Below are 21,580 nucleotides of genomic sequence, written 5' to 3'. Positions count from 1 at the left end.
TCTATATAAATCAAAGCGATTCTGTCTAACCCTCGCTTGGAGGTCGCTGACCATTGTCAGTAGGTAGTGTCGGCTCGAAATTCCACTATCGCCAGCTGTGCAAGCAGGCCCGAAAGGCCACCTTGTCAGGCTCGGTGGCTAGTTGATGCGATGGCGTTGTCGGCCGCGGCATTTGGCAGGGGCCGCTCCGGATAGAGAGCCACTGGGAAATTGAAGGTGCCGCGCAAGTTGATACCACCCGTTTGAGTGGGAGTGATTCGCCGCAATCGGTCCGCTTCGACCGGTTGTCCACAGCGAGCATCGATATCGCGTTGCACGTGCGCGTTGTTCCACGCCATCAGGATGTTCGGGAGCAGGGTCAGTGCTGATGACACTCCGGCGAGCGATTCTCGGCGTCGCGCAAGCTCCAACGGAACGCGATCGATATGGATTGCCGATCCCTCATATGATGTCGCGTTGGCGAGTAACTTGTCGTCGCCTCTCGACATTCGCCGCGGCGCCCAGCGACCGATTCTGATCGCATCGGTGCAGAATGCCGGTATTCTCGTTTGCCCACCCGATCTGTTGCAACGATTAGCACGATGAAACGACTTCCACCGCTCAATTGGCTACGTGCATTCGAATCGTCAGCCCGGCACCTGAGTTTCACGCACGCGGCGACCGAGTTGAATCTGACCCAGGCCGCGATCAGCCAGCAGGTGAAAGGACTTGAAGCTCAGCTCGGTACGGCGTTGTTCAAGCGCCTGCGGCGGGGCATCGAGTTGACCGAGGCCGGACTCGCCTACCTGCCAGTCGTGCATGAAGCGATTGAGCGGCTTGCTGCCGCCACCGACGAGATTTTCGGGCAAGGGCATCTGAAGGTACTGACGGTGCGAGTGAGTCTGGTGTTTTTCACGCATTGGCTCGCATGGCGCATACCGGACTTTCGCAAGCGGAATCCGAACGTCAATCTACGCATTACGAGCAATATCTGGGGAGGCGATAGCAGCGTCACCGATGTCGAAGCCGATCTGGAGATCCGCTACGGGCACGGGAAATGGACGGGGCTGCGTGCCGAGCGACTGACCTGGGACACGCTGCTGCCGGTCTGTGCTCCCGGATTGCTGTCTCCCAAAGCCCCGCTATCGGTGCCGAAGGACCTCGCGCATTTCGAACTTCTCCACGTGCTCGGCTACGAGGAAGGTTGGGGATACTGGCTCAAAAAAGCGGGGGCATCGAAGGTCGATTCGTCGAAGGGGATGCAATTCGACACGCTGATTTCGGCCCTGAAGGCGGCTGAACTCGGTCAGGGCGTTGCGCTTGCAAGGTCGTCCCTCGTCGAGCACATGCTGATCTCCGGCCAGTTGATCGCGCCACTGAAACCACGCCTTCCGACCAGTGAGGCGTTCTACCTCGTCTATTCCCCGCACAACATCGTCAATCCTCATGCGGCTGCGTTCGTCGAATGGCTCAGTGCACAGGTTCAGGGGGCACACGCGAGATTCTGATCTTGTACGTGGTATGCGAGCCGGGTCGCCGGGACGCGATCTCCGACCTACCCATCATCTGCTCGAGTCATAAAAAAAACATACCCATCCTCGTTTTTTTTATTGCTTTACCCGCCACGGCTTCTCACCGAAAGTTGCTTCCATCCCGTTTGACAGTCATCCACCCGCGACTCGACGCGGACGGCCGGCGGTGACGGGGATTGTCCACAACATGATGATCGACGGTCGCGCGATGCGGCCAGTCTGGAGGCGACTCGGCGGATTATGGGAAAGAGCAATCAATTGCCGTTCAGCGGTGTGAAAGTCATCGATTTCGGCCAGTACATTGCGGGGCCAGCCGTCGCGATGATCCTCGCGGATCTTGGTGCGACCGTCATTCACATCGATCCTCCAGCCGGGCCGCTTTGGGATAGCCCGGCCAATGCGGTGCTCAACCGCGGCAAGCATTGCCTGCAGATCGATCTGAAGACCGACAAAGGCCTGGAAGAAGCCAAAGATCTGATCCGCCGCGCGGATGTTGTCATCGAGAACTTCCGGCCGGGCGTGATGGCGCGGCTGGGTCTTGATTTCGCGAAGTTGCGTGAAGCACGCCCGGAGCTAATCACGCTCTCGATGCCCGGCTTTGCCAGCAACGACCAGTTACGTCGCGAATGGCGCGCGTTCGAGCCGATCATCGCGGCGGCTTCGGGCGTTTTTACGGACATGGGGCAGAACCGCGTGCTGATGGGCATCAACCCGAGTTTCTCGCCGTTGCCGCTCGCGTCTGCCTACGGCACCATGCTGGCCGTCTCGGCTGTTGCGCTTGCGTTGCAGGCACGGCAGCGCACCGGCATGGGAGATGAAATCGAGGTCCCGCTGGCGTCGGCTGTGATGGAGGGGCTCTCCTACAACTCGATCCATATCGAGAACTACCCCGAGCGATACAAGACCCTGCGCGAAAAGGAAATCGAGCGGCGGCGCTCCACCAATCTACCGATGGATCTGTCGTACGAAGCGCTGCAGGAATATCTGGATCCGTTCTACCGGACCTACGAGTGTGCCGACGGCCGCAAGTTTTATACGGTATGCCCGTCACATCGCTCGCACGCACGCCGCTGTCTGCAGGCGATGGGACTGTACGAGGAAATGCTGGAGGCCGGTTTGCCACGGGTCGATGATCCGTACCTGCCGATTCGCGAATGGGAAGGGAACGCGTCGCTAGGGGTTTATCCGTTACCTGAAGAGTGGGCGAAGCGCATTTCCGCGCGTATGAAGGAAGTTTTTCGTACGAAAACAGCAGCCGAGTGGGAAAAGATTTTCGGTGAAGGAGGTTTCCCTGGAGCGGCACACCGGACCACGCGGGAGTGGCTGCATGACGACCACGCGAATACTGCCGGCCTGGTCGTGAATGTCGACGATCTCGAATATGGTGTGATGAAACAGCCCGGGCCGGTCGCGTGGCTTGAAGACTGTGCCGAATCCATGCTCTCGCCGGCGTCCCGCCATCCGGTGACCTTCCGGGATGCGTTAGCCATTCTGGATGAGCAGGAGCGTACTGAACTGCCGGCTCCGTCGGGGGCGCCAACACAGGGGTGGCTCGACGGGGTGCGTGTGCTCGACCTGACGAACGTGATTGCCGGACCCCATTCGGCGTCGTTTCTCGGCCGGTTTGGGGCCGATGTCATCAAACTCGACCCCGTCGTGCCGAATTATGATCCGTGGAATACCGTGGTCTTCGGGATGTCGTCGGCGCGTGGGAAGCGGAGCGTGCTCGTCGATCTGAACCATCCGGATGGACGCGAGGTGTTCGCTCGACTCGCCCGGTCTGTCGACGTGATCGTCATGAATGCCCCGGATCGTCAGCTTGAGCCGCTGGGGCTGGACGAGGCGAGCCTCCGTTCCATCAATCCCGGCGTGATCTTCTGCCAGCTCGACTGCTTCGGCGGTCCTCGACGCGGGCCGCGGACCGACTACCTTGGCTACGACGATCTGATCCAGGCGTGCACCGGAATCATGGTGCGATTCGGCGGCGGCATGGAGACGCCGGAGGAGCATGCGCATGTCGGAACGATCGATGTCATGTGCGGATTCGCGGCTGCGCTAGGTGTGGCTGCCGCGCTTTACCGCAAGGCGAAAACAGGCGAGGTCGGGCGCGCGAGAACCTCCTTGTCGGCACTCGGCAATCTGGTGCAGATTCCGTTCGCGTATGACTATGCGAATCGCCCACCATTCGACGAGCCGTCTGGTCGCGAGGTGAGCGGCTACGGCGCGATGTCTCGATTCGTCCGGGCCGCGGACGACTGGATCTATGTGGACACCAACGAAAGTGAGTTGAACGAATTGGATCGAGTAGAAGGTCTGGCCGGAATTGCGGCAGCCAAGGATCCGGCTGCATTCCTCGCGTCCGCGCTTGGTACCGCGTCCGCCGCGTCTTGGCAGATCAGGTTGCAGGCCGCCAATATCGCGGCGGCGGTGCCGGACAACATCGTCAATCTGCGTCGGCACAACAGCCGGCCTAGCGACGATCGTCCCGGTATCGACAACGGCAGCTACTCGTTCAGCGTCTATGCGAATCATCCTAGCGGTCGATGTGTCACGCAGCTCGATCCCTTCGCGATTCGTCCGCGCCATGCCCGGATTCGCGCCTTGGCACCAGCTGAAAAATTCGGCGCATCGACGTACACCGTCCTGCGCGAGTTCGGATACAGCGATGCCGAGATCGAGATACTGATTGCCCGACATGCGATCGGAGATAGCTGGTCCGAAGAGTATTTGCCCAGCTAGTTGCGTGTCTTGTCGAGTCGCGCGACGAGTCGAGCATTCCCGCATGAAGCGCGGTGCAAAGCGAACGTCGCGGCGACGAGACAGTCGCGCCGGTGGTTCGCCGGATGAATCAACGCGACACACAGCCGACGTGCGCAAGGCTACGGCGGGATGTGAATATTCTTACATTGGAGACAGCCATGCACGATCCGACCCAGGCTCTTGTGAGCTTTCGTCACGTCAAAAAAACTTACGACGGCGAGACGCTAGTCGTCAAGGATCTCAACCTTGAAATCCAAAAGGGCGAATTCCTGACTTTACTCGGCCCATCCGGCTCAGGAAAGACGACCTGTCTGATGATGCTCGCAGGATTCGAGTATCCAACCGATGGCGAGATCTGGCTCGATGGCCAGTTGCTGAATCGGATCCCGCCACATAAACGCAATATCGGGATGGTGTTCCAGAACTACGCGCTCTTTCCTCATCTTACGGTCGCGCAGAATCTGGAATACCCGCTCAAGGTTCGGAAAATGCCGCCCGCTGAACGAGAGGCAAGGGTCAAGCGAGCGCTCGACATGGTCGGCATGGATAAGCTGAGCAAACGGATGCCCAGCCAGCTGTCCGGCGGTCAGCAGCAGCGCGTTGCGCTGGCACGAGCACTCGTATTCAACCCTCGGCTCGTGCTGATGGACGAACCCCTCGGCGCGCTCGACAAACAATTGCGCGAACACATGCAGCTCGAGCTGAAGGCGCTTCACGAAGAGCTCGGGCTGACTTTCGTCTACGTCACGCATGACCAGAGTGAAGCACTCACGATGTCCGATCGTGTTGCCGTGTTCGACCAGGGCGTGATTCAGCAGCTCGATACCGTGGATCGCTTGTACGAATCACCGACGAATCTCTTCGTCGCGAATTTCATCGGCGACAACAATCGGATGAGCGGCACGGTCGTTGCAAGGAATGGCGACCGTTGCCAGCTTCGGCTCGCAGACGGGACGACGGTGCGCGCACTGAATGTGGCGTCCGTTGACGTCGGCAACCAGGCGACGGCGGTTATCCGACCGGAACGGCTCTCTGTCGAATCGACGTTCGCGGCCAACGAGGGCAATGTCATCGACACCGAAACGCTCGACGCAATTTATTTCGGCGACCACGTCCGACTGCGTTGCCGTGGCCCGGGGCTAGCCGAGTGTTTCGTCAAGGTTCCCCTCGAACACGATTGGCGGTCGCATGTTCGTCAGGGAAACAAGATTGCGCTGTCGTTCCGTGAGGACCACCTGAAGATCTTGAGCTGACTGTCTAATTTTTATCACTCAGTAGGAGGAGACAATGAAATCGAATTCGAAAATGATTTGCGCCGCGTTGCTCGCGTCCCTGTCGGTGGCAGCTTTCGCCGATGGTCTCACGACCGTCAACTATGGTGGCGCGGCCGGTAATGCCCAAAAGGCGGCGTGGGTGGACCCGTTCGCGAAGGAAAGCGGCATAGCGACGAATGCCATCCAGTACACGGGTGACATGGCCAAGGTCAAAGCGATGGTCGAAGCCAGAAATGTCACCTGGGATGTCTTGGAGGTGGAAGCGGCGGATGTGGGTCGCGGATGCCAGGATGGTCTCTTCGAGAAACTCGACTGGTCCAAGATCGCCAACAAGAGCGACCTGATGGCCGGAGCTGCCACGCCTTGCGCAGCCGGCACGTTCGTGTGGTCGACCGTGCTCGCATACAACCCCACGCTGACCAAGGGCGCGCCGCAAGGCTGGAAGGATTTCTGGGACGTCAGGAAATTTCCGGGAAAGCGGGGATTGAAGAAGGAGGCTCGTTATAACCTGGAGTTCGCGCTGATGGCTGACGGGGTGGCGCCGAAGGACGTCTACACCGTGCTCGGCACGTCCGCGGGTGTCGAACGCGCGTTCAAGAAGATGGACGAACTCAAGCCCTACATCCAGTGGTGGGAGGCTGGCGCGCAGCCGCCACAATTCCTGATTGCGGGTGACGTCGCGATGTCGACCGCATATAACGGTCGCATCGACGCGGCAATGCGTGAAGGAAACAAGAATCTCGGTGTTGCGTGGGATCAGAGTATTTACGAACTCGATTTCTTCGTCATTCCGAAGGGCTCGAAGAACAAGGAAGCGGCCGAAAAATACATCTCGTATGTGCTCAAGCCCGAGGCACAAGTCGCGTTCGCGCAGAAGATTCCGTATGGTCCGACCAACAAGGCAGCGCTGAAAATGCTCGATGCGGCAACACAGGCAGCGCTTCCCAATTCAGCGAAGAATGGCAAAACCGCCATTCCCAACAGTGTCGAGTTCTGGACGGACCACGGCGACGCACTGGAGCAGCGCTTTACGGCTTGGGCCGCGAAGTAACGACCGGGGGAAGAAGCATGAGCACCATAACTTCTCGGCAACAGCGCTGGGATACACGCCAGCTCAAGCGGTCGCTGCGAGCCGTTCAGTTTCGAAAGGAGGTAGTGGCGTTAGGACTGGTGGCGCCCCTCGTTCTGTTCATCCTGCTTGTGTTCGTGATGCCGGTCGCATCGATGATTTCTCGATCGGTCCAAAGTCCCGAGGTGGTCGATGCATTGCCGAAGACGACCTCGGCATTGCGCCACTGGGATGGCAAGTCACCCGTTCCTGCCGAGGCTTACCGTGCACTGGTGCTCGACGTGGAGAGCAACGGTGGAGACAACGATACCGGTACCGCGGCCGGTCGGCTGAACGGCCTGAAGGATGGGTTCCGGTCGTTGTTTTACAAGACGACCAGTGCGCTTCCTTTCACCGATGACGATGCGGCGATATCTGCGCAGGATATGCAAAAGCGCCTGATCGAAGTCGACCCACGCTGGGCCGATACGAGCTACTGGCAGGCGATCGCCAGCGTATCGTCCCGTTACACGAGCCAGTATCTCCTTGCCACGATCGACTATCGTGAGGACTCGGACGGCCGCATCGTGCCGGTCGAGAACGGCGCGTCCGCATACCGCGCGGTGTTCATGCGGACCTTCGTGATCAGCGGGCTTGTGACGCTTGCGGCGCTGGTGCTGGGTTATCCGCTCGCTTACTGGATCTCGATTCTGCCAGCTCGAAAGGCGAATCTCGTCATGATCCTGGTGCTTCTGCCGTTCTGGACGTCGATTCTCGTGCGGATCTCGGCGTGGATCGTCATTCTCCAGGGGGCGGGCCTCGTCAACAAGGCGTTAATGGCGCTGCAGGTGATTTCGACGCCCCTGTCGCTCCTGTTCAACCGGACGGGGGTGTTGATCGCGATGACGCACATCTTGCTGCCATTCATGATCCTGCCGCTCTACAGCGTGATGAAGTCGATTCCTTCGAGTTACACGAAAGCGGCCATTTCTCTCGGCAGTCATCCTTTCGGGGCATTCTGGAAAGTCTACGTGCCGCAGACGCTTCCCGGTGTCGGTGCGGGCGGGTTGCTGGTATTCATTACCTCGCTGGGCTACTACATCACCCCGGCGCTGCTCGGTGGCGCCGGCGACCAGATGGTCAGTTACTACATCGCGTATTTCACCAACGTGGCCCTGAATTGGGGGATGGCCTGCGCGCTCGGTGCGGTCCTTCTCCTGGTGACGCTGGTGCTCTTCGCACTCTATCGAAGGATCGTCGGTTCGGAAATCAAGGTGGCTTAGCATCATGAAAACTCACGTGCCGCGTTTCGCGCCCTACATGTCGACGCCGGAAATCGTATGGCATTACGCACTGCGATCGGCAAACGTCGTGGTGCTACTGTTTTTGATTTTGCCGATCCTGGCGATCATTCCGCTTTCGTTCAACGAGAACTCATTTCTCGTCTATCCGATACACGGATTCTCGTTCAGGTGGTATCACAATCTGTTCACGTCCACGGACTGGGCGCGCGCCGGCGCAAACAGCTTCATCGTGACGCCGATCGCGACGATCGTTGCGACCGTCCTCGGAACGCTGGCGGCATTGGGATTGAACAAGGCGTCGTTCAGGGGCAAGGGTTTGCTGGTCGCCATCCTGATCTCGCCGATGATCGTCCCGGTCATCGTCACCGGCGTCGGGATGTACCTGCTGTTTGCACGATGGGGACTGGCCGGAACGTATACCGGACTGATATTCGGGCATACGGTGATCGCCGCGCCGTTCGTCGTGGTCACGGTCAATGCGACGCTTGCCGGCTTCAACCAGAACTATGTGCGAGCCAGCCTGAGCCTGGGGGCATCGCCGGTACGAACATTTTTTGCCGTTACGTTGCCGATCATTGCGCCAGGGGTGATTTCCGGCGCGCTGTTTGCGTTCGCTACGTCGCTGGACGACGTCGTGATTACGATGTTCATCGCCGGTCCGACGCAGGGAACGCTTCCGCTTCAGATGTTCATCGGGATTCGCGAAAACATCACGCCCACGGTCGCTGCGCTCGCGTCCATTTTCATCGTCTTCTCAAGTCTGCTGCTGATCACCATGGAATGGTTGCGTTCCCGATCCGTCGCGCGGCAGGTGTTGACCTGACGTTGCCTGTGCCGGTAGATGATCGGATTTGCTCTGGTGGCGGCAAGTGTCCGGAACGACGCGCAGGTGTTATGCAAATAATCCAGGAGGCAAGATGTCGGCAGGAGAGGTCAATGAAGCCCGCGCGACGCAATCGGTTGGCGAGTTCGACTATATCGTGGTCGGAGCGGGTACGGCTGGCTGCGCGGTCGCGAATCGCTTGAGCGAGGACGAAGACGTATCCGTGCTGCTGATCGAGGCGGGTGGGAAGGATAACTACCACTGGATTCACATTCCGGTGGGGTATCTCTATTGCATCGGAAACGCACGGACCGACTGGCGTTACAAGACCCGTGACGAGGCCGGATTGAACGGCAGGGCGCTGTCCTATCCGAGAGGCCGGGTTCTGGGTGGATGCTCGTCGATCAACGGCATGATCTACATGCGCGGTCAGCGAGAGGATTACGACGGATGGGCGCGAATGACGGGCGACTCGTCCTGGCAATGGGACTCGGTGCTCGAAACGTTCAAGAAGAGCGAGGACTATCACGGCGGTGCAAGCGATGCTCATGGCGCCGGCGGCCCGTGGCGGGTAGAAAAGCAGAGGCTGAAATGGGACATTCTCGAAACGTTCGCGCAAGCCGCTGAGCAGACCGGCATACCCGCAACGGACGATTTCAATCGCGGCGACAACACCGGCGTCGGATATTTCGACGTCAATCAGAAGCACGGCATTCGCTGGAATGCGTCGAAAGGCTATCTACGACCCGTAGCGAAGCGGGGGAACCTGACGATTCTGACGAACGCACAGACCCGACGACTCCTGTTCGAGAACAAGCGCTGCGCCGGAATCGAGTTTCGTCTCGGCGACGGACCGCGCATTGCCAAGGCAAAGCGTGAAGTGATCCTGTGTGCCGGCGCGGTCAATTCTCCGCAGTTGCTGGAATTGTCGGGAATCGGAAATGCCGATCGTCTGGCGAAGCTTGGAATCGAGGTGGTGGAAGATCTGCGCGGCGTCGGCGAGAATCTGCAGGATCATCTGCAATTGCGCATGGCATTCAAGGTAGAAGGTGTGCGGACCTTGAACACGCTCAGTGCTCACTGGTGGGGCAAGCTGATGATCGGCCTCGAATACGGACTGTTCAGAAGCGGGCCGATGGCTATGGCGCCGTCGCAGCTCGGTGTGTTTGCAAAGTCGGACCCGAACGATAGGACGCTGACGCGCCCCGACGTCCAGTACCATGTACAGCCGCTGTCGCTCGAACGGTTCGGCGAACCGCTGCATCCGTTCGACGCGTTTACGGCGTCCGTTTGTCAATTGCGTCCGTCGTCGCGAGGTAGCGTGCACATCACGTCGAATGATCCGCTGATGGCACCGAGTATTGCACCCAACTATCTGTCGACGGAGGAAGACCGCCACGTCGCGGCCAACGCGCTGCGGTTGACCCGGCGCATTGTTGCGGCACCCGCGCTCGAGCGGTTTCGCCCGCAGGAAATATTGCCCGGCATTCAGTTCCAGACCGAGGAGGAGTTGCAGTATGCGGCCGGCAACGTCGGAACAACCATCTTTCATCCGGTTGGAACCTGCCGGATGGGAAGGGCGGACGATCCGGGCTCGGTCGTCGATTCCCGGCTTCGCGTGCGCGGCGTGAGCGGCTTGCGAGTCGTCGATGCGTCGGTCATGCCAACGATCACGTCCGGCAATACTAATTCGCCGACGCTGATGATCGCAGAGCGCGCTAGCGAGATGATTCGTGCAGATCGAAAGCGGGAAGGCAGGTCGGCGGAGACAATTAGTGGCGGAGTATTGTCGACATGAAGAACAGGCACTGGCGTAGAGAAAATTGACGTTGTCACTCCGGAATCCCGGTCGTACATGGCATTGGCATTTGAGTTGAGGCCTCTTGGCGGGTCCGGCGTCAAGTGAAAAATAACATCCGCGACTGGCCAGTCAGCCGCTTTCTTCGATTCCGATGTCCGTGAGAGGAAATACTTTGATACCCTCTGTCGACCACATCCAACCTGAAGGCGGGGCCCATGTTTGTCGTCTCCAGTCCGCTTGCTGCCTGGTCGATCGTTGTAGTTTCCGGCTTGCTGGAAGTCGTCTTCTCCGTGACGATGAAGCTGTCTGAGTGCTATACAAAAGTACTGCCTGGCGGGGTATCGATCGTGGCGGCCGTACTGAGCGTGTGGCTAATGAGTCTCACATTGACCGTCCTCCCGCTAGGAGACGCTTACGCCGTATGGGCAGGCATTGGGGCAGCGGGAACGGCGTTGGTCGGTATCGTCTGGTTCCATGAGCCCGCCTTCGTCGGGCGGCTGATCTGCATTGCTCTCGTAGTCGTGGGCATCGTGGGTCTGCAACTGCAGGAAGGCGTGTAGCTCAGCGTATCGATGTAAATCAATGGAATAAGGCATCAATTCATCGCCGATGCGCGTGTTCGTTCGGTCGCCTACCATTAGGCCCCGTTCATCGGATACCTGAGCGTGGCAGCCGGCGTGAGCCGATATCGGCGACTGACGCCGGGCCCGTCTCCTTCATGATCGCGGGCTTTCTCCGTGATCCGATGCTCAAGCAGTCACCATGCTCGGTGGGGTGGCTTCGTGGTGTGAGCCACCCGTGGCCGATAGCAGATTCGCCTCGCGCCATCGGGCGCCCGCCGAGCGTGTTGGCCCGCATCCGGATGTTGTCATCTTCCCGCCCGCACCCGTTCCCGGACCTACCGAGCCCCTGGTTGGATGCCAAACGTCCAGTCTTCTGCGTTTTTCGACGCTTTGCGTCGAAAATTGCTGCTGTTGAGATTTTTTCGGTCGCATCCCCGCGATATTATTTTCTCAGCCCCGAACATCTCAGCCAATCCACGAAGTGCGCCAGCATCCCTACGACGCGGCCCCTCAAGCACGAGAGAGTTGTATGCCGGACACGCCAATCGTCATCGTTGAACACGCCCGCAGGCGAACCGCCCAAGTCCGGTCCGGCGACGTCCCCGCCGCCTTGCAGGACGGTCCCAAGTGGGTGTGCAGGATCGTCCCGGACCACGCACAGAGGTTCCGCGAAGGGCACCGGTCGATGGCAAGCACGGTTGAAATGCTCGGCCGGTTGAAACCCGCGAACGTCGTATTGACGGACGCTGCCCCGAGCGACGTTGGCTCGCTCGTGCGCTCTTCGACCGATGGGGCCGGCCGGTGTCGTGCGTATGCGCATCTCGGCGCGGACTGGATCCTCGAGATGGTAGGCATGCCGGGCGTCGGTCCCTGGCTCGATGAGCACGATACCTGGTGGCCCGGCGCATACGAACTGCCGTTGCTCGAGCAGTTGTCCGCGAACGATTCGCCCCTGCGCGACCTGTTTGAGGCGACTGCCACCGCCCATTTGTTGATGAGCCTGACCGAAGTCGACGGCACTGCACTCGTGACCGAATCGGACGATGGCATCGAGCGTCCGTTCCGTATTCCTGCGGGGGTGGATACGATCCATTTTGCGCCCGTTTGTATCTGCGGGCCGGTGGCGCAGTGGCGCGAAACGCTCGTCACCGCGTTCGACCGTGTCCGGCATCTGGTCGGGCTCAGATCGGCCCGCCCTTTCTATCTTTGACGCAAGCACCCGTTCTCCGGCAGATCACGCCATGACCGACGCACTCGACTCCTTCGACCGCAAGATCCTGAATATCGTCCAGCGCGATTGCACCGCGACTGCGGATACCATCGCCGAACGGATCGGTCTGTCCACGTCGGCCGTGCAAAAGCGGCTGAAGCGCATGCGCACCGAAAAGATCATTTCCTCGGAAATCGCCGTTGTCGATCGCGCGGCGGTCGGCAGACCGATGACGTTCATTGCGGCGATCGAGATAGAGCGCGAAAACTACGAGACGGTTGCCAGGTTCCGCGAGTGGTCGAAGGCGCATGACGAAATCCAGCAGATCTACTACGTGACCGGTTCCGTCGATCTGATCGCGATCATCACCGCGCGCGACGTCGAGGCGTACGACCGGCTGTCCGCGCGGATCATGCAGAGCAACCCGATGATCCGCCGGATCAACACGAATGTCGTGCTGAGCGCGGTCAAGGTCGGGCTGTTCGTGCCGGTCGACAAGGACGGCGACGACGGACTGCCGGCCACCTGACGTGCTTGCTTCGCGCGGGGACGGGCGATCCGCCCGTCCCGCATGACAAACCGCAACGGATGACTACCTGAATCGGGCAAAACGCCTAATTTGAAAATCAATTCGCATAACTAACCTGTGTCATGTAGTCAATGAACAGGAGATGATCAAGATGGAACTCAAACTGGCACTGGTCGGTTTCGGCGGAGTCAATCAGGGACTGGTCGAACTGCTCAAAAAGAAGCGCGCGATGCTCGGTGCGGCGGGACTCGACGTATCGGTAACGATGGTCGCCGACCTGCGGCTCGGGATCGCGACGAATCCTCGCGGTATCGCGCTGGACGTCCTCGACGAAACCGCTCGGCGAGGCGTCGATGCTGAAGCGCTGCGTCGCGATCCCGGCACGCTGGTGTCGCCGGACGTCGGCCTCGGTGCGGTGCTGAAGGCCATCGCGTCGGAACACGTGGATGTCGTCATAGAGGCAACCTTCACTGACCCGAACACCGGTGAGCCCGCGCTGTCGCATTGCCGTACCGCGCTCGAATGCGGCAAGCACGTGATCACGACCAACAAGGGGCCGATCGCGCTCGCGCAGCCGGCACTGGCGCGGATCGCCGCGCAATCGGGTGCGTGCGTGATGTACGAGGGCACGGTGATGAGCGGCACACCGGTGCTGCGGCAGCTCGCGACCTCGCTGCGCGGCTGCGACATCAGCGGCTTCGCCGGCATCCTGAACGGCACGTCGAACTACGTGCTCGGCGAGGTCGAGGCCGGCGCGAGCTTCGATGCGGCGATCCGGGATGCGCAGCAGCGCGGCTATGCGGAGGCGAACCCGGCGGCCGACGTCAACGGTTCGGACGTTCAGCTGAAGGTCGTCATTCTGGCCAACGCACTGTGGAATGCCGGACTCAAGCGTGGCGACGTGACGTGCCGCGGCATCGTCGAGCTGACCGAGCACGACGTGCGCGCAGCCGCGGCGGAGCGTATGTCCTGGCGACTGATCGGTTCCGCTGTCCGCCATCCGGACGGCACCGTGACCGCGAGCGTCGAACCGCGCAAGCTGCCGACCGGCCATCCGCTGCTTGCCGCGAGCGGCGTGACGAATGCGATCACGTTCGACACCGACGTGCTCGGCAGCGTGACGATCAGCGGGCCGGGTGCCGGTCGCGAGGAAACGGCGTTTGCGATCCTTTCCGACCTGATCGAACTGGCGGACAGGATTGGCACAGCCTCGCACGAGGTGGCGGCATGAGCGCGCGCGATGCGGTGATGAGCGACTGTACGGGAGCCGGCGTAGCCGATGTTCGGTCGCCGTATGACGGCTCGATCGTCGGCCAGGTTCGTCTGTCGCGAGCCGATGCGGCACCGGCCCTCGTCGAGCGCGCGCTCGACGGCGCGCGCGCTGCCGCAGCCATGCCCCGCAGCCAGCGGGCTGATCTCCTGTTTCGTGCGGCCGCGGCCGTGGAGGCACAAGCGGAGACATTTGCACGCACGATCGCGCTCGAAGCGGGCAAGCCGCTGCGACAGGCCCGCAAGGAAGTCGCGCGCTGCGTGAACACGCTGCGTCTGTCGGGTGAGGAAGCGAAGCGACTGACCGGCGAGACGATCCCGTTCGACGGGTATCCCGGCTCCGAGGATCGCAGCGGCTACTACACGTTGGAGCCGCTGGGAGTGATTCTCGCGATCACGCCTTTCAACGACCCGCTGAACCTGGTGGCACACAAGCTCGGGCCGGCGCTCGCGACTGGCAACGCGGTCATCCTGAAGCCCTCGTTGCTTGCGCCGCTGTCCGCGCAGGCGCTCGTCGAGGTCCTTTGGGAAGCCGGGGCGCCGCGCGACGCGCTGCAGATCGTGCACGGCGGCGCGGATATCGCGTCCGCTCTGGTGCGCGACCGGCGGATCCGGATGGTGACCTTTACCGGCGGCCCGCAGACCGGTGAAGCCATCACGCGCGATGCGGGACTCAAGAAGGTCGCGATGGACCTCGGTGGAAATGCGCCGGTGATCGTCATGGCCGATTGCGACCTGAAGGACGCCGCCGAATCCTGCGTGTCGGGCGCGTTCTGGGCGGCGGGGCAGAACTGCATCGGCACGCAGCGGATCTTCGTCGCCGAGGCCGCATACGAGCCGTTCGTCCGGTATTTCGTCGAGCTGACCGGCAGGATGGTCGTCGGCGATCCATTGGACGATGCGACCGACATGGGGCCGATGATCGGCGAGGAACAGGCGATCCGCATCGAACGCTGGGTCGACGAAGCGGTGTCGTGCGGTGCAACGGTGCTGACCGGCCATCGGCGGCGCGGGGCGGTGTACGAACCGACGGTATTGGCGGATGTGCCGCACGACGCGCGTGTATGGACCGACGAGGTATTCGCGCCGGTCGTGACGATCGAGAAATTTACCGACCTGCAGCAGGCGCTCGACACGGCCAACGCGTCGGAGAGCTCCCTGCATGCAGGCGTGTTCACGAACCGCCTGGAGGTGGCGCTCGGTGCGGCCGAGCGACTGCAGGCGGGCGGCGTGATGATCAACGACTCGTCCGATTTCCGCTTCGACGGCATGCCGTTCGGCGGATTCAAGTATGGGTCGCTCGGCCGCGAAGGCGTTCGGTTCGCGATGACGGAAATGACGCAGCCGAAGGTGGTCTGCTTCAGGCGCAACCGGTGGCTGTCGAGCTGATGCGCAAGCGCCGGCGCCTGGCGGCCCGGCGCGAACCGGAGCGGAGCGGTGTGGTGTGGTGAGCAACGTATCGAAGAAGGAGTCGAGGATGCCAGCAGCAATTCCTGCATGCAAACCGGCGGCGGACGCGCTGGTGGTCGAGGATATTCACAAGTCGTTCGGCGGTGTCGAGGTGCTGAAGGGCATCTCGCTGACCGCGAGGAATCACGAGGTCGTGTCGATCCTCGGCAGCAGCGGGTCGGGCAAGAGTACGTTCCTCAGGTGCATCAACTTGCTGGAAATGCCCGACCGCGGCCGGATCTGCGTGAACGGCGAAACGCTCGCGCTGAAGCCGGCGGGCCGCGATGGAGCACTCGTCGCGGCCGATGCGCAGCAGGTGATGCGCGTGCGCCGCAGGCTCGCGATGGTGTTCCAGCAGTTCAATCTCTGGGCACACATGACCGTGCTGCAGAACGTGATGTTCGTGCCGGTGCGCGTGCTCGGTGTGCCGAAGCGCGACGCCCGCGACAAGGCGATCGCGATGCTTGATCGGGTTGGGCTCGCCGGCAAGTGCGAACACTATCCGAACCAGTTGTCGGGCGGCCAGCAGCAGCGCGTTGCGATTGCACGGGCGCTCGCGACCGACCCCGACGTGATGCTGTTCGACGAGCCGACGTCGGCGCTCGATCCCGAGCTCGTCGGCGAAGTATTGAAGGTGATGCGCTCGCTGGCCGATGAGGGACGCACGATGCTCGTCGTCACGCACGAGATGGGATTTGCGCGCGAAGTCGCGAACCGCGTCGTGTTCGTCCATCAGGGACGAATCGAGGAAGACGGCAGTCCGGACGAGGTGTTCGCGAGCCAGAAATCGCCGCGTTTCCAGAAGTTTCTGTCCAGCATCATCTGATGCGGATTCAATGTCAACCGGAGGGGAAACCATGAAGAAGCTGCTTCAGTCGCTGTGCGTGGGCGCGGCACTGCTCGGATCGATCGCGCATGCCGAGCAGGTCGTGCGGATCGGTACGCTCGCCGATTACGCGCCGTTCGAATACAAGGATGCATCCGGCAAGCTGCAGGGCATGGAGATCGACATCGGCAAGAAGATGTGCGACACGATGAAGGTCAAGTGCCAGTGGGTGACGATGGATTTCGACGCGCTGATTCCGGCACTCAAGGCGAAGCAGATCGATGCGGTGCTCGCGCAAATGTCGAAGACGCCGGAGCGCGAGCAGTCGGTGGACTTCACGCGCATCGTCACGACGGCACCCGTGCAGCTCGTCGCGAAGCAGGGCTCCGGCATCACGGACAACGCCGCCACGCTGCGCGGCAAGACGATCGGCGTTCAGACGGCCTCGACGCACGAATCCTATCTGCGCCGCCGCCTGCCGGCGAGCAAGTCGGGGATCAACGTGAAGGTCTATCAGACGCTCGACGAGGCCTGGCTCGATCTCGAGGCCGGGCGCGTCGATGCGGTATTCGCCGACAACACGGTCGCGTACGACTGGCTGACGAAGGCCGGCAGGAAGGAGGGCTTCGACTTCGTCGGCAAGCCGATCGCCGATGCGGAGATCTTCGGCGACGGTACGGCGATCGCGGTACGCAAGGGCGACGCGTCGCTGAAGGCGCTGTTCGACAAGGGCATCGCGCAGGTGCAGGCGGACGGCACGTTCGCCGCGGCCAACAAGCGCTATTTCCCGTTCAGCATCGCGCCGCAATAACCGCGCATCGGGACCGCGCGGGCGCCGGACGGCGGCCTGCGCGATTCCGGTCTTACACGGAGCGACATTACGATGGATATCCTGGTGAACTACGGCGCGCAGATCGCGGCTGGCGCGCTCGTCACGCTGGAGCTGGCAGTCGCCGCGCTGTGCGTCGGCATGCTGCTCGGCATCGCCGGTGCGTCGGCAAAACTGTCCAGCCTGGGGTGGCTCAGGCATGCGACCTATGCGCTGACCAATTTCCTGCGCGGCATTCCCGAGTTCCTGATCCTGTTGATTTGCTACTTCGGGCTGTCGCATCTGCTCAACGCGCAATTCGATGGCGCCGTTGTCATCAGCCCGTTCTCCGCCGGCGTGATCGCGCTCGCCGTGGTGTTCGGCGCGTACTCGTCGGAGATGTTCCGCGGCGCGTTCAGCGCGGTGCCGGCCGGACAGATCGAGGCCGCGCGCGCGTACGGAATGACACGCCTGCAGACACTGTGGTACGTGCGCCTGCCGCAGGCGTGGCGCATCTGCCTGCCGAGCCTGAACAACATGTGGCAGAACCTGCTGAAGGACACGTCGCTGGTGTCGATCGTCGGGCTCGAGGACATGTTGCGCAAGGCCAACATCGCCGCGCAGTTCACCAAGCAGCCGTTCGTCTTCTACGTGGCGGTTGGAATCGTCTATTTCGGCTTTCTCGCCGCATCAAACCCCGTGTTCGCGTGGCTCGAGCGCATCGCGGGCCGCGGTTACGCAAAACGCACCTGAGGAGGGCCATGTGATGAACGACTTTCTTTCCCTCATCGTGCAGTCCGGCCCGGACGTCGCGCGCGGCATCTGGATCACGCTCGAGCTGCTGGTGCTGTCGTGCACCTTGGCGTTCGCGCTCGCGGTGCCGCTGGCGGTCGCGCGCACGTCGGCGTGCCGCTGGCTGTCGACACCGAGCCGCCTGTTCATGTCGGTGTTTCGCGGCACGCCGCTGCTGGTGCAGATTTTCGTGCTGTATTACGGGCTCGCGCAGTTCTCGATCGTGCGTGCGTCGCCTCTGTGGTTGCTGGTCGGCGGATCGTTCTCGTGTGCGTTGTGCGCGCTGACGCTCAATCTCGCGGCCTACATGGCCGAAGACATCCGGGGCGGGATCGCGGGCGTCCCCGCTGGCGAGAAGGAAGCCGCGCTCGCGTTCGGAATGAGCCGTTTCATGCTCACTTGGTTCGTGATCGTGCCGCGCGCGATCGGCATCGTCGCACCAACGCTCGGCAACGAGATCGTGCTGCAGCTGAAGTCGACCGCGCTGGCCAGCACGATCACCGTGCTCGACCTGACCGGTGTCGCGCGCCACATCTCCATCGAAACCTATACGACCGACGCGCTGATGCTGGCCGGCATCGTGTACGTCGGTATCACGGCGGTGCTTTCGACCGTGCTCAAGCGCGTCGAAGGTCTGCTGAATCGCCATCTGGGCAGCGTGCGTGCGTGACGGGCGCCGCATAACGCGACACAACGAACGATCCGAGGACGACATGGGATACAAGCTTGAAACGCTGGCGCTCGCCGCGGACCGCGACGTGACCGACGAAAAGTCGGTCGCGCCGGCGATTCACTATTCGGCGGTGTTCAAGGCAGCCGGCAGCGAGGAATTCGCGGAGATGTCGAGCGTGCCGCAGCATCCGCGCAACTACACGCGCTACGGCAATCCGGTTCACGAGCGCGTGAAGGCGGTCATGGCGGAGCTCGAGGGCACCGAGACCGCGCTCGTCACGGCATCCGGAATGGGCGCGATCGCGACCGCGATCCTCAGTGTCGTGAAGGCCGGCGATCACGTCGTCGGCCAGACGCGTCATTACATGAGCACCACGAAGCTGCTCGACGACATGCTGCGCCGGTTCGGCGTCGAGGTGACGTTCGTCGACCAGACCGACGTGATCGCGTTCGATCGCGCGATCCGGCCGAACACACGGCTGATCGTGCTCGAGTCGCCGGTCAATCCGCTGCTGCTCGTGACCGACATCGCTGCGGTGACCGAAATCGCCAGAGCCCGCGGCATCCTGACGCTCGCGGACAACACGTTCGCGTCGCCGATCAACCAGCAGCCGCACCGGCTCGGTGTCGACATCGTCGTGCACAGCGCGACCAAGTATCTGGGCGGCCATCACGACCTGACGGGCGGCGTGATCTGCACGAGCCGCGTGCTCGCCGAGCAGATCTGGCATACGCACATCACGCTCGGGGCGGTGCTGTCGCCGATGGACGCGTGGCTGCTGCTGCGCGGGCTGCGCACGCTGCCGATGCGCGTCGAGCGGATCAATGCGAACGCTCAGGCGCTCGCCGAATTCCTCGAAGCGCACGCGAAGATCGAGCGTGTGTTCTATCCGGGCCTGCGCAGCCATCCGCAGCATGGGCTCGCGTGCCGGCAGATGCGCGGTTTCGGCGGCGTGGTCGCGTTCGGTGTGCGGGGAAGCTACGGCGAAGCGCAGCGCTTCGTCGAGGCGCTGCGCCTGCCGCTGAATGCAGGCAATCTCGGCGGTGTCGATTCGCTCGCGATCCATACGGCATCCATGTGGGCCGGCACGATGTCGGCGGAGCAAATGCGCGCTGCCGACATTCCGCTCAATTTCATCCGCTATTCGGTGGGCATCGAGCACATCGACGATTTGAAAAGCGATGTCGCGCAGGCATTAGAACAGATCTGATACGGACCAGCGCGCACGCTTGATCGACGTCTCGCGCGCGCCGCGCCGACCTTTGAATCGATTCGGGCACGAGATGCGCGGATTGCAACGACGGAGCATGGACTATGCATGACATCACAGTGCTCGACGGCGGCATGGGGCGCGAACTGGCGCGGATCGGGGCGCCGTTCAGGCAGCCTGAGTGGTCGGCGCTCGCGCTGATGGAAGCGCCGCATTACGTCAGTCTCGCGCACGACGCGTTCGTCGCGGCAGGTGCCGACGTGATCACGGCGAACAGCTATGCGGTCGTGCCGTTTCATATCGGCGAGGAGCGGTTCCGTTGCGACGGTGGCGCGCTCGCGGCCCTTGCCGGGCAACTCGCGCGGCAAGCGGCGGACCGCGCAGGGCGGCCCGTGCGCGTCGCAGGATCGCTTCCGCCGACGGGCGGCTCCTACCGTCCCGACCTGTTCGACGCGGCGCGCGCCGATGCCATTTTGGCGACGCTCGTCGATGGGCTCGATCCCTACGTCGACCTGTGGCTGGCCGAGACGCAGAGCCTGACCGACGAAATCTGCGCGGTCCGGCGAGCGCTCGGTGAGAATCCGAAGCCGCTGTGGGTTTCGTTCACGCTGCACGACGACATCGAAGCAGGCGCCACGCCGGTATTGCGATCGGGACAGGGGCTCGACGAAGCGATCGACGCCGCCGTGGCCGCGCGCGCGGCCGCGCTGCTGTTCAACTGCAGCCAGCCGGAAGCGATGGGTGCGGCGATCGAGACGGTGCAGCGCACGCTCGCGCGAGCGGGAACGTTGCTCGCGATCGGCGCCTATGCGAACGCGTTTCCGCCTCAGCGTGCCGATGCGCGTGCGAACGAGGAACTCCACGGTTTGCGCGGTGACATCGATCCGCCCGGCTATGCAAGATGGGCGGAGCAGTGGCTTGCGCTGGGCGCGCAGATCGTCGGCGGGTGTTGCGGAATCGGTCCCGGCCACATCGCGGCATTGCGCGACGCGGTCGACGTACGCGGCGCCCGGCACACCGGGTTCGGCGAATGAAGATCGACGGCCTGGACCAAAAGATAATCGACGCGTTGTGTGCCGATGCGCGGATTCCGCTCGCGGTGCTGGCCGACAGGATCGGTCTGTCCAGACAGGCGGTCCGAAACCGTATCGACCGGCTCGAAGCGCTGAAGATCATTGCAGGCTATACGGTGCGGCTCGCATTGCCCGACGATGTCGTGCCGGTGCGCGCCGTGATGCTCGTGTATCGCAAGGACCGGATGCGCGGCGCGGACGTGTTGACCGCACTCGAGCGGATCGCCGAGGTGCGCGATTGCGCGGTCCTCAGCGGCGAGGTCGATTTGCTGGTGCAGATAGAGGCGCCCACGCACGAGCGCGTCAGCGATATCTGGGCGACGATCAGTGCGATGGACGGTGTGCAAAATATGACGACCAGCTTCGTGCTCGATTCGATCGTTCACAAGCGGTGAATCGAGCGGCGCAATGGGGAAAGGTTAGATAGTGTTGATGACAACGGTTTCTTCCATCGCTTGATGGCACGATTGGGAGCGAGATAGAAGCTTGATAGGAGCGGAGTATCCGCCATGCATAAAAGTTTACATAAGCTTTATTATCAACAGGACTGGTGTAGCGGCTTTATGTAAATGTCGTGTTCTAGCTAGATAGAAATGTCGTGTTTTTGAACGCTGGCATGCTGGTCGGTCCGTTGCGAGATTTCGGAGTCGGCCATGT

The 21,580-nt window shown here is 61.9% G+C and carries 19 protein-coding genes and 1 pseudogene; 19 read left to right on the top strand and 1 reads right to left on the bottom strand.

All coding sequences use genetic code 11. The annotated features are described in order from the left end of the window. Positions 1–125 precede the first annotated feature (125 nt). Positions 126–434: pseudogene (locus DLM46_RS36650) on the bottom strand (Tn3 family transposase); the annotation flags it as partial. Between the two features lie 147 nt (positions 435–581). Here DLM46_RS36650 and gcvA point away from each other — a divergent pair. The 19 genes from gcvA to DLM46_RS36555 all read left to right on the top strand — a co-directional run bounded on the left by gcvA (position 582) and on the right by DLM46_RS36555 (position 21,318). Continuing rightward, complete coding sequence (gene gcvA / locus DLM46_RS36645) at positions 582–1,487, top strand: transcriptional regulator GcvA (protein WP_115109466.1); 906 nt, start codon at positions 582–584, stop codon at positions 1,485–1,487. 297 nt (positions 1,488–1,784) lie between these two features. Continuing rightward, the gene (locus DLM46_RS36640; RefSeq protein WP_244306518.1) at positions 1,785–4,250 is read left to right on the top strand and encodes a CoA transferase; all 2,466 of its coding nucleotides are present in this window, start codon (positions 1,785–1,787) and stop codon (positions 4,248–4,250) included. Positions 4,251–4,429: 179 nt separating this feature from the next. Then, positions 4,430–5,524, top strand: a complete 1,095-nt coding sequence (locus tag DLM46_RS36635) for an ABC transporter ATP-binding protein (RefSeq protein WP_115109462.1) — start codon at positions 4,430–4,432, stop codon at positions 5,522–5,524. 34 nt (positions 5,525–5,558) lie between these two features. Then, positions 5,559–6,596 (top strand): polyamine ABC transporter substrate-binding protein, encoded by a 1,038-nt coding sequence (locus DLM46_RS36630; RefSeq protein WP_115109460.1) that lies wholly within the window; start codon positions 5,559–5,561, stop codon positions 6,594–6,596. 17 nt (positions 6,597–6,613) lie between these two features. Beyond that, positions 6,614–7,876 carry an ABC transporter permease gene (locus DLM46_RS36625; RefSeq protein ID WP_115109458.1) on the top strand — a complete coding sequence of 421 codons (1,263 nt, stop codon included), beginning with the start codon at positions 6,614–6,616 and terminating at the stop codon, positions 7,874–7,876. 4 nt (positions 7,877–7,880) lie between these two features. After that, positions 7,881–8,720: an ABC transporter permease gene (locus tag DLM46_RS36620; RefSeq protein WP_115109456.1), complete on the top strand. Its 840-nt coding sequence runs from the start codon at positions 7,881–7,883 to the stop codon at positions 8,718–8,720. Positions 8,721–8,814: 94 nt separating this feature from the next. Next, a complete protein-coding gene (locus DLM46_RS36615; RefSeq protein ID WP_115109453.1) occupies positions 8,815–10,518 on the top strand; it encodes a GMC family oxidoreductase in 1,704 nt (567 codons plus the stop codon). A gap of 218 nt (positions 10,519–10,736) precedes the next feature. Further along, positions 10,737–11,081 carry a DMT family transporter gene (locus tag DLM46_RS36610; RefSeq protein ID WP_115109450.1) on the top strand — a complete coding sequence of 115 codons (345 nt, stop codon included), beginning with the start codon at positions 10,737–10,739 and terminating at the stop codon, positions 11,079–11,081. A 532-nt stretch (positions 11,082–11,613) separates the two neighbouring features. Continuing rightward, complete coding sequence (locus DLM46_RS36605; RefSeq protein WP_115109448.1) at positions 11,614–12,294, top strand: hypothetical protein; 681 nt, start codon at positions 11,614–11,616, stop codon at positions 12,292–12,294. Positions 12,295–12,325: 31 nt separating this feature from the next. Further along, complete coding sequence (locus DLM46_RS36600; RefSeq protein ID WP_065504203.1) at positions 12,326–12,823, top strand: Lrp/AsnC family transcriptional regulator; 498 nt, start codon at positions 12,326–12,328, stop codon at positions 12,821–12,823. Between the two features lie 151 nt (positions 12,824–12,974). Further along, positions 12,975–14,054: a homoserine dehydrogenase gene (locus DLM46_RS36595; RefSeq protein ID WP_115109489.1), complete on the top strand. Its 1,080-nt coding sequence runs from the start codon at positions 12,975–12,977 to the stop codon at positions 14,052–14,054. Continuing rightward, a complete protein-coding gene (locus DLM46_RS36590) occupies positions 14,051–15,481 on the top strand; it encodes an aldehyde dehydrogenase family protein (RefSeq protein WP_115109446.1) in 1,431 nt (476 codons plus the stop codon). The genes DLM46_RS36595 and DLM46_RS36590 overlap by 4 nt, the downstream gene beginning before the upstream one ends. 88 nt (positions 15,482–15,569) lie before the next feature. Beyond that, complete coding sequence (locus tag DLM46_RS36585; protein WP_115109444.1) at positions 15,570–16,367, top strand: ABC transporter ATP-binding protein; 798 nt, start codon at positions 15,570–15,572, stop codon at positions 16,365–16,367. A 31-nt stretch (positions 16,368–16,398) separates the two neighbouring features. Then, positions 16,399–17,178, top strand: coding sequence for a transporter substrate-binding domain-containing protein (locus tag DLM46_RS36580; protein ID WP_115109442.1), 780 nt, complete (start codon positions 16,399–16,401; stop codon positions 17,176–17,178). Between the two features lie 72 nt (positions 17,179–17,250). Continuing rightward, positions 17,251–17,928 carry an ABC transporter permease gene (locus DLM46_RS36575; RefSeq protein ID WP_115109439.1) on the top strand — a complete coding sequence of 226 codons (678 nt, stop codon included), beginning with the start codon at positions 17,251–17,253 and terminating at the stop codon, positions 17,926–17,928. 13 nt (positions 17,929–17,941) lie between these two features. Further along, on the top strand, positions 17,942–18,637 hold the full coding sequence (locus DLM46_RS36570; protein ID WP_115109437.1) for an ABC transporter permease: 696 nt from the start codon (positions 17,942–17,944) through the stop codon (positions 18,635–18,637). A gap of 43 nt (positions 18,638–18,680) precedes the next feature. Further along, a complete protein-coding gene (locus DLM46_RS36565) occupies positions 18,681–19,850 on the top strand; it encodes a trans-sulfuration enzyme family protein (RefSeq protein ID WP_065504197.1) in 1,170 nt (389 codons plus the stop codon). Positions 19,851–19,954: 104 nt separating this feature from the next. Further along, positions 19,955–20,884 (top strand): homocysteine S-methyltransferase family protein, encoded by a 930-nt coding sequence (locus tag DLM46_RS36560; RefSeq protein WP_115109434.1) that lies wholly within the window; start codon positions 19,955–19,957, stop codon positions 20,882–20,884. Next, entirely contained in the window at positions 20,881–21,318 is a 438-nt protein-coding gene (locus tag DLM46_RS36555) for an Lrp/AsnC family transcriptional regulator (RefSeq protein WP_065504195.1), read from the top strand. The genes DLM46_RS36560 and DLM46_RS36555 overlap by 4 nt, the downstream gene beginning before the upstream one ends. Positions 21,319–21,580: the final 262 nt, after the last annotated feature.

Origin of the sequence: Paraburkholderia lacunae (genome assembly GCF_003353175.1) — a bacterium.
In the GTDB taxonomy this organism is placed as follows: domain Bacteria; phylum Pseudomonadota; class Gammaproteobacteria; order Burkholderiales; family Burkholderiaceae; genus Paraburkholderia; species Paraburkholderia lacunae.
Note: the sequence above shows the minus strand (reverse complement) of the source record. Positions and strands in the feature narration are given on the sequence as shown.